At 64.7% G+C, this 12,710-nt stretch carries 13 protein-coding genes; 3 read left to right on the top strand and 10 right to left on the bottom strand.

What is annotated here, in order from left to right; translation table 11 throughout:
- Window positions 1–22 precede the first annotated feature (22 nt).
- Window positions 23–313: a hypothetical protein gene (locus tag ACP691_RS09265; protein ID WP_040263483.1), complete on the bottom strand. Its 291-nt coding sequence runs from the start codon at window positions 311–313 to the stop codon at window positions 23–25.
- A 106-nt stretch (window positions 314–419) separates the two neighbouring features.
- The gene (ftrA, locus tag ACP691_RS09260) at window positions 420–1,409 is read right to left on the bottom strand and encodes a transcriptional regulator FtrA (RefSeq protein ID WP_426199597.1); all 990 of its coding nucleotides are present in this window, start codon (window positions 1,407–1,409) and stop codon (window positions 420–422) included.
- A gap of 94 nt (window positions 1,410–1,503) precedes the next feature.
- Between ftrA and ACP691_RS09255 the strand changes: the two genes are divergently transcribed.
- Window positions 1,504–1,929, top strand: a complete 426-nt coding sequence (locus ACP691_RS09255; RefSeq protein WP_426199595.1) for a rhodanese-like domain-containing protein — start codon at window positions 1,504–1,506, stop codon at window positions 1,927–1,929.
- 139 nt (window positions 1,930–2,068) lie between these two features.
- On the opposite strand, the gene ACP691_RS09250 is transcribed toward ACP691_RS09255, so the two are convergent.
- The 6 genes from ACP691_RS09250 to galB form a co-directional block, all read right to left on the bottom strand.
- Window positions 2,069–3,019, bottom strand: a complete 951-nt coding sequence (locus ACP691_RS09250; protein WP_426199593.1) for a GlxA family transcriptional regulator — start codon at window positions 3,017–3,019, stop codon at window positions 2,069–2,071.
- Between the two features lie 99 nt (window positions 3,020–3,118).
- Complete coding sequence (locus ACP691_RS09245) at window positions 3,119–4,027, bottom strand: DUF1932 domain-containing protein (RefSeq protein ID WP_426199591.1); 909 nt, start codon at window positions 4,025–4,027, stop codon at window positions 3,119–3,121.
- Window positions 4,024–5,325 (bottom strand): cation:dicarboxylate symporter family transporter, encoded by a 1,302-nt coding sequence (locus ACP691_RS09240; RefSeq protein ID WP_426199589.1) that lies wholly within the window; start codon window positions 5,323–5,325, stop codon window positions 4,024–4,026. Before ACP691_RS09240 ends, ACP691_RS09245 begins: the two co-directional genes overlap by 4 nt.
- A 68-nt stretch (window positions 5,326–5,393) precedes the next feature.
- Window positions 5,394–6,467 carry a 4-oxalomesaconate tautomerase gene (locus ACP691_RS09235; RefSeq protein ID WP_426199588.1) on the bottom strand — a complete coding sequence of 358 codons (1,074 nt, stop codon included), beginning with the start codon at window positions 6,465–6,467 and terminating at the stop codon, window positions 5,394–5,396.
- 1 nt (window position 6,468) lies between these two features.
- Window positions 6,469–7,185, bottom strand: coding sequence for a 4-carboxy-4-hydroxy-2-oxoadipate aldolase/oxaloacetate decarboxylase (locus ACP691_RS09230; RefSeq protein ID WP_426199586.1), 717 nt, complete (start codon window positions 7,183–7,185; stop codon window positions 6,469–6,471).
- On the bottom strand, window positions 7,182–7,922 hold the full coding sequence (gene galB, locus ACP691_RS09225; RefSeq protein ID WP_426199584.1) for a 4-oxalmesaconate hydratase: 741 nt from the start codon (window positions 7,920–7,922) through the stop codon (window positions 7,182–7,184). The genes ACP691_RS09230 and galB overlap by 4 nt, the downstream gene beginning before the upstream one ends.
- Window positions 7,923–8,052: 130 nt before the next feature.
- On the opposite strand from galB, the gene ACP691_RS09220 reads away from it, so the two are divergent.
- The gene (locus ACP691_RS09220; protein ID WP_426199583.1) at window positions 8,053–9,237 is read left to right on the top strand and encodes a LysR substrate-binding domain-containing protein; all 1,185 of its coding nucleotides are present in this window, start codon (window positions 8,053–8,055) and stop codon (window positions 9,235–9,237) included.
- A 174-nt stretch (window positions 9,238–9,411) separates the two neighbouring features.
- On the opposite strand, the gene ACP691_RS09215 is transcribed toward ACP691_RS09220, so the two are convergent.
- Both ACP691_RS09215 and ACP691_RS09210 read right to left on the bottom strand, forming a co-directional pair.
- A complete protein-coding gene (locus tag ACP691_RS09215; RefSeq protein ID WP_426199581.1) occupies window positions 9,412–10,683 on the bottom strand; it encodes a gallate dioxygenase in 1,272 nt (423 codons plus the stop codon).
- Between the two features lie 14 nt (window positions 10,684–10,697).
- A complete protein-coding gene (locus tag ACP691_RS09210; RefSeq protein ID WP_426199579.1) occupies window positions 10,698–12,050 on the bottom strand; it encodes an MFS transporter in 1,353 nt (450 codons plus the stop codon).
- A gap of 278 nt (window positions 12,051–12,328) precedes the next feature.
- Here ACP691_RS09210 and ACP691_RS09205 point away from each other — a divergent pair, with 278 nt between their 5' ends.
- Window positions 12,329–12,520 carry a hypothetical protein gene (locus ACP691_RS09205; RefSeq protein WP_426199577.1) on the top strand — a complete coding sequence of 64 codons (192 nt, stop codon included), beginning with the start codon at window positions 12,329–12,331 and terminating at the stop codon, window positions 12,518–12,520.
- Window positions 12,521–12,710: the final 190 nt, after the last annotated feature.

The raw sequence follows: 12,710 nt of genomic DNA, 5'->3' as shown, positions 1-12,710 counted from the left end.
CGCGCCTGAGGGCGCGCTGGCCTTACTGGCCTTCGCCTTTCTTCTTGGTGCGGTCGGTTTCGTATTGGTTCTCGTACTTCTTCTCCGACTTGCCCGGCTTCTGGTCTTCGGCCCGTTGTTTCACCGGGCCCATGTCAAGGAGGCCGCCACCTTTGCCCTTGTTGCTTTCAGGGGTCTCATTGGCCCCGTCACGGATCTCGGTGTGCACACCTGTGTCATGCTTGTGCGCGCTGTCATCGGCTGCCAGGGCATGAGCGGTGAACAGCGAGGTGGCCAGGTAGAGGCCGGCCATGGCCTGTTTTTGGAACTTCATCGTCTACTCCTAAGGGAACCTGAAAGCGTCACGGCTTAGCGCCGCTACTGTTCTAACCGACAGCCGATGCCAGGCGGTCGTTCCCTGGAAAAGTCCTCGGACCCCCTTAGGCCGGCGCCGCGCTGGACGTCACCGAGACTTGCCCGAAGCGTGCGCGATAGGCCGACGGCGCCAGCCCGCTGTGCTTGCGAAAGGCCAGCCGGAAGGCTTCCATCGAGCCGTAGCCGCAGCGCTCGGCCAGGCGTTCGAGGGGCAGGTTGCCGGTTTCCAGCAGCTCACGCGCCAGGGCCAGGCGTGCCTGCTGCAACCAGGCCTTGGGGGCCATCCCCGTGGCTTCGTTGAACCGGCGCAGGAAGGTGCGCTCGCTCATCAGGGCGCGTTCGGCCAGGCTGCTTACGGTGATGGGCTGGTGCAGGTGCCGTCTGGCCCAGTCCAGCACCGGAGTCAGATCATTGCGAGCGTCCTGAGCCACTGGCGCCGGAATGAATTGCAACTGCCCGCCACCGCGCTGCGGCGCCATCACCAGCCGACGCGCCACGCTGTTGGCCACCGCCGTGCCGAAATCCCGACTGACCAGATGCAGGCAGGCGTCGATCCCGGCGGCGCTGCCCGCGGAAGTGATGATCTGGCCGGCGTCCACGTAGAGTACGTCAGGGTCCACTTCGATCCCCGGGTAGCGTGCCGCCAGCTCCGCCGTGTAGCGCCAGTGGGTGGTGGCCCGCTTGCCATCCAGCAAGCCCGCCGCCGCCAGCACGAACACACCCGAGCAAATCGACAGCAGGCGCGCGCCGCGCTGCTGTGCCCGGCGCAGGGCCTCCAGCAGCGCGGCGGGAGGCGCTTGCTCGCGGCTGCGCCAGCCGGGAATCACGACCGTGTGGGCCTCGTCCAGCCCATCCAGCCCAGCGTCGGCGAGCACCTGGATGCCGCCCATCGCTCGCAATGGGCCGGCATCCGCCGCAAGAATCCGATGTTGGTACCAGGGGAATTCGAACTCCGGCCGCGCCAGGCCGAAGATCTCCACGGCTATGCCGAATTCAAAGGTACAAAGGCCGTCGTAGGCGAGGATGGCGACTATGCCGGATGTGAGAGGGAGCATTTTGGCGCAAACCTGCCGGTGCCTGTCAGAACCGCCACTTTAGCCACAAGCGCCAGGGAAATACAGTGGGGCCAATTCATACAGGAGCATGACCATGACCAGCCTCGTCAGCCATACCCCAGCTGCCTTGCCCAGCGTCGCCTTGATGCACTTCAGCAATCGCCTGGCCTTCGAGACCGACTGCTCGGACGTGTATCACAGCCAGCTCGGCGGCCAGGTCGACTACGTCCTGGTGGATGTACGCAGTGCCGAAGCCTTCGCCGCGGGGCACATTCCCGGCGCCATCAATCTCCCGCAGCGCAGCCTTACCCGGGAGGGCCTGTCCGGCTATGGGGCCGACACGCTCTTCGTGGTCTACTGCGCCGGCCCCCACTGCAATGGCGTGCACCGCGCCGCCGTGCGCCTGGCGGCGCTGGGCTTCAAGGTCAAGGAAATGCTCGGCGGCATCACCGGCTGGCTGGATGAGGGGTTCGCCTTGAGCGCCGAGGACTGCGTGACCTTGAGTTGCGGTTGCGCCTAGAGAGCTAGAGGATGCGGCATGGTGCCGGCAAAGGTCTTCGCGAGCTCCGCCTTCGGCTCCGCCCGTCTCCTACAGGACGTTGCTGTCTGTGTGGGTTACAGGGCGTTGAGCTATGCCTTACAACGAACATCCGCGGCCGTCACCCGAACTGCCGCCGATACTGATCCGGCGTCAGCCCGAGGCGATCGTTGAATGCCAGGCGCATGTGGCGGGTGCTTCCAAAGCCGCTGCGAAAGGCCACTGTCTTGAGGGGAAGGTCACCGGTTTCCAACAGTTGGCGGGCGCGGTCGACTCGGGCGCGCTGAATGAACTCCATGGGCGTGGTGCCGGTTTCCCGGTTGAACTGCCTGGCGAAATGGCGCGCGCTCATGGCCGCGAGGCTGGCCAGGCGTTCGACATTGAAGGGCTCTTCCAGATGCTCCAGCACATAGCGCTGCACCTGGGCGATGGGCGAGTCGTCCATCGCCAGCTCAGCGACCAGCGGGCTGAATTGCGCCTGGCCGCCTTGGCGTTGCATGACTACCAGTAGCACCTTGGCCACATCCAGCGCCACGCCACGCCCGTGGTCTTCGCTGACCACGGACAAGGCCATGTCGATCCCGGCGGTAATGCCCCCGGAGGTCAACAGGTTGCCATCCTTCACGAAGATCCGGTCGGTTTCCAGCGTCACCCGGGGGTAACGCTGCTTCAACCGACTGATGTAGTGCCAGTGAGTGGTGATGCGACGATCGTCGAGAAGCCCGGCCTCGCCCAACATGAAGGCACCGGTGCAGATGGACCCATGGCGACGCGAAGCACCGGCGGCGTCCCGCAACCAGGTGAGGTCGGTCTGGTGTTGCCCGTTATAGGCCCCCGGCCCGCCGGGTACCAGCAGCAGGTCCCAGGCCAGCGGTGCGTCTTCCAGCCGGAGGTCGGCATGCAAGGTGATACCGTTCGAGGCTCGTATACGGCTCGCCGGGGCGGCAAGGGTGGTAATGCGGTAACCCTGCTCCTGACCCAGGTAGCGATTGGCAATGGAGAACACTTCCGCGGGCCCGGCCATGTCCAGCATGAGCATGTCTGGGTAGAGCAGGATGGCGATGTCTCTCATGGTCGAGTCCCCGGATGCGCCGCGCAGCGCAGGCGGGGGCACTATAGCAAGCCTGGGCGGTGACTCGGCAAGACTTCGGACTAAGCTGGACCCCACGGCCTAGACATTGCGGGCGGCCGCCAGGGTGTCTGCCAGGTGAGTCCAGTCGAAGGGCTCGAGCTGGTCATAACTGAGCCCCAGGGCGGCCATGGCATCCACCAGGCCTCGTTGTGACTGGACCGTGGCCTGGCTCATGTGGGGTGTGATGCCAACATCGGCTGTTGTCTTGGCCACTTCCTCCATTTCCTCGGCCCGGCGTCTACCGTGCTCGGCGATGCGGCTTATCAGGTAGTGAGGTTGCGCGCCGTCCCAACCCATCTCTGGAAAGCTCTGGTGCAACGAACGCAACACTTCCGTCTCGGCGCCATAGCGGCGAGCGGTAGCCATGGATTCCGCCGTTAGTGCCTCCAGGCCCTTGATCATGATGCTGCGGCACATCTTGATCGCCGATGCCACGCCTATCGCATCGCTGACTACTCGTGCGTTCATGCCCAAGGCCAGGAGCCGTGGCGCCAGCTCGGCGGCCTGGCCGCCTCCTAGCAGGATCGGCGTTTTCAATCGCTTGGGAGGCACCGGCGCCATGACCGCCGCGTCTATATAGTGTGCGCCGCCGGCCTCGATCAGCCCACACGCACTACGCTTGGTATTAGGGGCCACGGAATTGATGTCGATGAACACCTGGCCGGCACGCAACAGCGGCGCGACTTCAGCGGCCACCTCGAGGGCTGAACCGGCAGTGACGGCGCTAATGACCCAGTCGGCGCCTTGCGCGGCTTCGGCGGCGGTCAGGGCCAGACGCACCTGAGCTTGCTCGGCCTTGGCCAGCAAGAGGTCGCGGTTGGCCGGCATGTTCACCAAGCGGTCGTAGGCGGCGACGGTACAACCTTGAGCCGCCAGGTCGGCGCCAAGGATGCCTCCGGCTTCGCCGAAGCCGATCAGGGCGATCCGCGGCAGGGTAGCAGTGCTCATTTCAATTCCTCCTTCAGGGGCAGCGGCGTTTCGGCTGGGCCAGGCAGGGGCGCGCCGGCATCCCGGGCACAGGCTTCGAAACGCTCGCGGTCGAACAGGCCTTCCCAGCGGCTGATCACGATCACCGCCACGCTGTTGCCGATCACATTCACGGTAGAGGTAGCGATGGCCAATACTCGATCAATCCCGAACAGCAGTCCGATGGCGCCGTCCGGTAACAGCTTCACCGACTGCAAGGTGGCCGCCAGCTTGATCACCGCGCCCCCGGCCGCGCCAGCGCCGCCCTTGCTGGTGAGCAGCATCACGCCAAGCAGGCTCAGCTGCTGGCCCAGGGACAGACTGGTATCAGTGGCCTGGGCCAGGAAGCCCAGCCCGCAGGCCATGTAGATGCAAGCGCCGTCGATGTTGAAGCTGTAGCCGGCCGGCAGCACGAACCCCACTACCGCTTCGTCGCAACCGGCTTTTTCCAGCTTGGTGACCAGACGCGGAAAGGCGGCTTCGCTCGACGCCGTGCCCATCGCGATGATGGCTTCTTCCTTGATGACCCTGAGGATCTTGAACAGCGATAAGCCTGCCAGGGCGGCCACGCTGCCCAGTACCAGGAAGATGAAGATCAGCACGCTGGCGTAGTAGGTGAGGATGTAGCGCAGCAGGTAGAGCAGGGTGGAATGGCCGTAGCTGCCGATGGCGGCCGACATGGCGCCGAAGGCACCCAGGGGCGACAGCCGCATGATGTAACCCAGCAGCTTGAACACCACCGTCTGGCCTTCGTCGAGCAGCTTCAGGCCTATCCAGTCCGGTTTGGCGCAGGCGGCCAGGGCGATACCTACCAGTACCGATACGAAAAGCGCGGGGAGAATCTGGTCGCCAACGAAGGCCGATACCAGCGTCTTGGGGATGATCGCGAGCAGGAAGTCGATCGTGTTGAACTGGCTGTCCGCCAGCTTGGGTACGGCGTGGGACAGGTTGCCGTCCAGATTGGCATGCAGGCCGGCACCTGGCTGTACCAGGCTGACCACCACGAAACCGACGATCATGGCGAGGGTGCTGACGACTTCGAAATAGATCAGCGTCTTCACGCCGATCCGCCCGAGCCGGCGGAAGTCGCCGATGTGGGCGATGCCCCGCACGACGGTGAAGAAGATGATCGGCCCTAGCAGCATTTTGAGGAGGGCGATGAAGGCCGTGCCCAGGGGTTGCATCTTCACCGCGACCGAAGGCGCAAGCAGCCCCAGGGCGATAGCCAGGACCATGGCGATCAGAACTTGTATATAGAGTTTGCCTAGCAATTTTTTCATTGAAAGACCTTCGCGTGTTGTTCTTGTTGTCTGCAGCAGCGGGTCAAACAAGTGGGGGGATTACCGGCCTAGGGCCACACCCCCCGGGGTATCTGCACCTTCCCGTCATACAGCAGCCGGGCCGTGCGCAGCAGGCCACAGCCGGCGATCTGGCCGTTGTCCAGGTGCAGCTCGACAGAGAATTCACCGCCAGGATGCTCGACGGACAACAGCGGTCGGTCGCCCGTGGGAACGAAGGCGACCGCCTTGGCCACCCCGCCTTCGAGCAGACAGGCCGAGGCCACGCTCACGGCTGCGAACACACCGATTGAGGCATGGCAGCGGTGGGGGATGAAACTGCGGGTATGAATGGCCCCGCCGTCACGCGGCTCGGCCACCAGGCACATCTTCGGCACGCTGCGCTGGCTGACATCGCCCAGGTTCATCAACGGGCCAGCCTGCAGCCGGATGGATTCGATCCGCGCCTTGAGCGCTTCGTTGGCGTCCAGCTCGGCCGGGCTCTCATAGCCGGTAACGCCCAAGTCGCTGGCCCGCAGCACGATCACGGGCATGCCATTGTCGATGCAGGTCACCTCTACGCCGTCGAACAGGTCAACGGCATTGCCGGTGGGCAGCAGGCTGCCGCAACTGGACCCGGCAACGTCGGTGAACTCCACCAGCAGCGGGGCGGCGGTGCCGGGCACGCCGTCGATCCGCGCGGCGCCTGCATAGCAAACGGCGCCGTCCTGGGTCGGCACCTGGGCAATCGCGATCTGGCCGGTATTGACCATATGGATACGCACCAGGGTCAACTCGCCCGTGGCCGGCACCAGGCCCCGCTCGATGGCGAAGGGGCCAACCCCGGCGAGGATGTTGCCGCAGTTCTGCCCGTAGTCCACCCGCGGCTCGGCCACCACCACCTGGCCGAAGAGGTAGTCCACGTCGGCGTCCGGGCGGGTCGAGGGCTGGATAATGGCCACCTTGCTGGTAAGGGAGTCCGCGCCACCGATGCCATCGATCTGGCGTGGGTCCGGAGAACCCATCACCGCCAGCAGCACCTTGTCTCGCACCTGTGGGTCTTGTGGCAGGTCACTGGCCAGGAAGTAGGCGCCCTTGGAGGTGCCTCCACGCATCATCAGACAGGGAATGGCGCGTTGGCTCATCTCATTGCTCCAGGTCTTCGAGGCGGTCCACGTAGCGCAGGCCCTTCTCGGCCAGGCGCGGGCGCATGTTGTAGATGTCCAGCCCCAGCTCGCCAGAGGCCAGCCGCAGGCGCTTCTGTTCTTCCACGTCAGCGCGCTTGCGCGTGGCGGCCAGTACTGGTTCGACCTCGCCGCGACGGACAACCACCACGCCGTCGTCGTCAGCCACGATGGCATCGCCCGGATGGATCAGCTGGTCGCCGCAGACCAGCGGAATGTTCACCGAGCCCAGGGTTTCCTTCACCGTGCCCTGGGCGCTGATTGCCCGCGACCATACCGGGAAGCCCATCTCGCGCAAGGTGCGGGAGTCGCGCACGCCTGCGTCGATGACCAGCGCGGCCACGCCGCAGGCCTTGAGCGAAGTGGCCAGCAGGTCGCCGAAATAGCCGTCGGCGCATGGGGAGGAGGGCGCCACGACCAGGATGTCGCCGGGCTGGCACAGCTCGACCGCCACATGGAACATCCAGTTGTCCCCTGGCGCCACCAGCACGGTCACCGCGCTGCCGGCGATGCCGAAGTCCTGCTGGATAGGGCGAATGTCTCGACGCAGCAGGCCCTTGCGGCCTTGGGCTTCGTGAACCGTGGCCACTCCCAGGGTGGCCAGCTGCTCGATGGAGGCGGCGTCGGCCCGTTCGATGGTCCGTACCACCACGCCGGTCTTGCCGATCAGCGCGCTCATCCCAGGTTCTCCGTTACCCGTGGGAAGACGCTCTGGTAGCCTTCGCCATAGATGATGTTCTTGGTGGACGTGATGCCCACGTTGCGCTTGGCCTGCACGCCGCGCTGGAGGGCGACGCGGGTGTAGTACTCCCAGAGGTGCTCTTGGCCCGCCATGCACTGGATGGCGGCATACTTCTGCTCCCAGACCGAGGTGATATCCAGCAGTACATCCGGGCACCAGCCGCACTGCTCGGGCTGATGGGGCTCGAAGCTGTAGACCGGCGGCGCGCCCACGATCTTCTGGCCTGGGTCGAAGCCTTCGGCCTGGGCAATGATGCGGGCTTCCTCGGCCAGGGCCAGGGCGCGGGGGTGGTCGTAGTTGTACGGGTCCAGCCGCGAATGGCTGAGCACGAATTCAGGCAGGATGCGACGGTAGACACGGGCCAGGCGCAGCAGGGCCTCGTTGTCTATCTTGAGCGGGTAGTCGCCCAGGTCGAAGAATTCGACAGTGGCCCCCAGGATCTTCGCCGCCGCTTCGGCTTCCCGTTGGCGGGACTCCTTGACCTTGGCTTCGGTCATTTCCGCGCCTTTGCGCCATAGTTTGGCGGATTCGCCACGCTCGCCGTAGGACAGGCACACGATATGAACGTCATAGCCTTGCTGGGCGTGCAGGGCGATGGCGCCACCGGCGCGCCAGACGAAATCGGCGGAATGGGCGCTGACCACCAGCGCTGTTTTCTTGTTGGATTCAGACATGGACGGCTCCTCTTGCGATAACCAAGGTTTGCATGCAGCGCCGCGCTGGCATAATGCGATGGCTTGCGACTGGTATGCGTTTTAATTATCGAATTTTAGGGGGGCGGCCTCGGCTGGCCCGGGTGATCCGATGGACGTGCCAAACCTTATGCAAATCCGCGCCTTCGTGCGGGTTGCCGAGCTGGGGAGTATTTCCCGCGCTTGCGAAACCCTCTATCGAGCGCAGTCCGTGGTCACCCGGGCAGTCGCGGACCTGGAGCAGCGGCTGGGCGCGGTGCTGTTCGAGCGGCGCGCCAATGGCATGCTGCTGACCGAATACGGCAAGCGGGTGTTGCCTCGGGCCCGGGCGGCCCTGGCCGAGCTGGCGCGCGTGCCGGTGTTGCTGGGTGACACCTCGGGGGCCGAGCCTCTGTACCTGCTCAACGGGCGACGCCTGGAAGTGTTCGTGCGGCTATGCGCGAGCCGGCATATGCAAACCGTGGCCAGCCACTTCGGCCTGACCCAGCCAGCGGTCAGTTCCGCGCTCAAAGTACTGGAAAACGGCAGCGGCCAGGTATTGTTCGAACGCACGCCCCGGGGCCTGCTGCCCACCCGGATCGCCACCGACATCCTCGTGCCGATTCGCCGCGCCCTGAATGAGCTGCGCCACATCGATGCGGACCTGGCCGCCCTGCGCGGCAGCCTGGAAGGGGTAGTGACCATCGGCGCACTGCCGCTGTGTCGAACCCGCATTCTGCCCCAGGCCATCGCCGCGCTGCTGCAAGCCCATCCTCAGGTGCGCATCGCCACCCACGAGAGCCCATTCGAGTGGTTGGCCAGTGAACTCAGGGCCGGTGACCTGGATTTCATCCTCGGCGCCTTGCGGCCGAGCGAGTACGCCTCGGACCTGCATGGCGAGGCCTTGCTCAATGAGGAAATGGTGGTGCTGGCGCAACGGGGCCACCCCTTGCTCGACCAGGGTGTAAGCCCTGCCGACCTGGCCAATGCCCGCTGGATCCTGCCACGGGCGGCTACTCCGGCGCGTCAGCTGCTCGAAGGCTTCTTCGAAGCCATGGGGCTCGAGCCTCCGGTACCCGTGGTGGAAACCGGTGACCTGGCGCTGATCCGCGGCCTGTTGCTGAGTTCGGACATGCTCACGGCCGTATCGGCACATCAGCTTGAATACGAGATCGCCAACGGCAGCCTGCAACGCCTGCCACTGCAGCTGCGCCACACCAGCCGCGCCATTGGCCTGATCCATCGGGCCAACGCCTTGCACTCGCCCGCGGCCCAGGCGCTGATGGAGGAGATTCGCCGGGTGGTGGAGAAGACCTGAGGCCCGGGCGGGGTAAAGAAAAAGCGAGCCACGCCGACCCTCGAGGGTGTCGTGGACCCTGGCGAAGGCGGGTGTGGCTAGCGAAGTCATTGGGCTGTCATCGGTTGACCGGCGGTGGGGATACCGCTGTCGGCCGATTCGGGAGCTTCGCCCCTTTCCTGCATCAGTGACCAATCAACCTTTGGCCGCCGGCTCCTTGCCCGCCACCGAATACAGCACCTTCTGATTGCGGGTGGCCTGGAAGTCTTCCAGGCTCTGGCCGCGCATATTGGCGTAGATATGCAGGTTGGTGACGCCTACCACGGCACCCAGTTTCTCCAGCAGGAAGAAGATCACGCCGTAGTGGATCATCCCGCGCCAGTCGCGACGGCGAACCAGTTCGCGTTCTTCTTCGCTGAGCTGATGCTCGGCGAACAGGGCCTCGGGTTCATCGCGGAAGCGCTCGCGGAACTCTGGCTTGATCAACTGGTGCAGGAAGCGGTTCAGGCGATAGCCCTTGGCACTGCGGGCCAGATCGAAGGGGTAGGTGCCCTTCAGCGCTTCGATCCCCTTGAGTTGTTCGCCGGCCTTGGCCCGATAGCGCTCGGCCAGGTCGACCGGCAACGGCCGGGCCTGGTTCTCCAGTATCAGGGTGGCGATACCGGTCATCGAGGGCAGGTAGTAGCCGTGGTGGAGCAGGTCCACATTGGCGGACAGGGCCCCACGCATGATCAGCCAGGTGACCACTTCGGCGCCTTCCAGGCCGCCAAGGGTGGCGAATTCGGCGATGCTCATCTGGGTCAGAGGCTCGGGGTCGTGCACCAGCGAACTGAGGAACTGCGCGTCCCAGTCGGTGTTGTTGAAGCCACAGCGTTCACCGTGCACCTGATGCGAAACACCCCCTGTGGCCACGATGGCGACATCGATGTCTTCCGGGAAGCTTTCGATGGCCCGGCGCAGCGCCTTGCCCAGCTTATAGCAGCGGCTGGCGCTCGGAATGGGGAACTGCAGTACGCCCATCTGCAGCGGCACCACCTTTACCGGCCAGCCATCGGTGTGCGGCAGCAGGGCCGACATCGGGGAAAACAGGCCGTGGTCGATGGGCTTGTCCCGGAAGAACGACATGTCGAACTCCTCGGCCATCAGGCTTTCCCCGATATGCCGGGACAGGGCCGCATGACCTTCGATGGCCGGCAGGTCGCGCGGGCCACCGCCTTCGTCCGCGACTTCGTAGCGCTCGTCCACACCCAATGCGAAGGCCGAGTAGTGGTCGAAGAAAAAGGATGTCACGTGGTCGTTGTAGATATAGAAGAGGACGTCAGGCTTGCGCTCTTCCAGCCACCGGCAGATGGGGCCGAAGTTTTCGAAGATCGGCGCCCAGGCAGGGTCGTTCTGCTTGTTGTGGTCCACCGCGAAGCCAATGGTGGGTGTGTGCGAAACCGCGAGGCCGCCGATGATTCGTGCCATGACTATTCCTTACATCAATGAGTTGCAACAGGCTGCGCGGTGCTGGCCTCGGCGCGCCGGGCGGCCTTGGCGTTAGCCAGGATCGCCAGCGCGGCGAACAGGGCCGGTACCGCGAGCAGAACGAAAAGCGTGACCAGGCTCAAGCCGAGGGCCAGTACCACGCCGCCGATGATCGAGCCGAAGATGGCGCCGAAGCGGCCGATGCCCAGCATCCAGCTCACGCCGGTAGCCCGTGCTTCGGTAGGGTAGTAGCCCGGCGCGAACGCATTCAGGCCGGTCTGCGCGCCGCTCATGAAGAAGCCCGCGGCGGCGACGCCTACCATCATCAGCGTAGATTCGAGTCCGGCAAAGCCAAGCGAAGCGATGCACAGCGCACCCATGGTATAGGCGCCGGCGATGACGCGGTTCGGCTGGCGACGGTCCATGATGAAGCCCACCACCAGGGCGCCAACGGTGCCCCCGATCTGGAACAGGCCGGTGGTGCGAGCCGCTTGCTCTACCGAGATGCCGGACTCTTTCATCAGGGTCGGCAGCCAGCCCATGGTCAGGTAGATCACCATCAGGCCCATGAAGTAGGTGGCCCACAGCGCCAGGGTACCCATGCGGAAGCGCTCGCTGAACAGGGTGGAAACCGGCGCGCGCCGGATTACCTGCGGCTCTGGCGAGGTGAACTGCTCCGTGCCGGTGAAGCGGCCGCCCATGCGGTTGAGCAGCTTGGCGATGGCCTGGGCTGGGGCATTCTTGACGACCAGGAAGCGGGCCGACTCCGGTAGGAACAGCCAGAGGAAGGGCACCAGCAGCAGCGGCAGGATGCCACCGACCATCAGCACCGAATGCCAGCCATGGCTGCTCAGCAGCCAGGCGGCCACGAACCCGCCGGCACCCGAGCCCAGGTTGAAGCCGGTGAACATCAGAGTGATCAGCAATGAACGATAACGCTCCGGCAGGTATTCGGAGAGCAGGGTGGTGGTGTTGGGCATGGCCGCGCCCAGGCCGATACCGGTCAGGAAGCGCAGGATGGCCAGCTCATAGGGATTACGGGCGAAGGCACAGGCCACGCTCAACACCGCAAAGCAGGTGACGGCGCATAGCAGGACTTTCTTGCGGCCGAAGCGGTCGGCATAGGGGCCGGCGAGCATGGCCCCCGCGGCCAGGCCGAACATGGCCGCGCTCATTACCGGGCCGAAAGCGGCCTTGCTCAGGCCCCAATCCTGCATCAGGGCTGGCGCGATGAAGCCCATGACGGCGACATCGACCCCGTCAAAGAGCACGATGAAAAAGCACAGCACGAGCACGAGCCATTGTTGCGGTGAAACCGCACGCTCATCGATCCACTGTTTCACGTCAACGCGTGTGTTGCTTTGCATGGAGGCCACCCTGAATTGTCATTGTTTTGCTGCCGGTCGAAGCGCCGGCATCCTCGCCTGGGGAAAAGGCGGATAAGGCAAGGTAATGGCCCGACACGGGGCTTGTCGTCTGCGAAGCGTTACTGCGGGTATCGCTTTTTTTTATCAGGGCTCGATAGAGATTGCCGTCGCGACTGGCGGGCGCAGCGGCGATGCCTTCCGATAACCGGTCTACAGCTTGTCGCCGCTGCGCCGATAGGAGGTTTGACAGCCAATCGAAGCGGATGGAGGAAGCGGCCATGGCGACCGCGGCAAGCGAAAAACGTAGTGGACCCGAGCTGACCCTGGGTGAGCGCACCCTGGCCCTGGTGGGTTTCGGTATTCCTTTCAACGAGGTGCTCGGGCAGCCCCGGGAGTTTCTGGTGGCGGACTTGCCCTACCGGCTGACCGCAACCATGAAGGGTGGCCGCATCGCGGTTCGCGTGCGTTGAATGGTTCGGGCTGGGCCGGCCGCGTGCCGCTTCGCTAGCTCCCACCATCAGCCTGTTCTGACGCCGCTCAGCCGTCTTCAGGCATAGCGCGCGACCGGGGTGGGAGTCAGCGACAGCTGACGAACTGAGGTATTCAGCGAGCGCTGACCTCGCTCACCATCACTAATGTAGCAGTTGAGCAGAGTGATCG

Origin of the sequence: Pseudomonas sp. DC3200b2, assembly GCF_049895785.1 — a bacterium.
Taxonomy (GTDB): Bacteria; Pseudomonadota; Gammaproteobacteria; order Pseudomonadales; family Pseudomonadaceae; genus Aquipseudomonas; species Aquipseudomonas massiliensis.
Note: the sequence above shows the minus strand (reverse complement) of the source record. Positions and strands in the feature narration are given on the sequence as shown.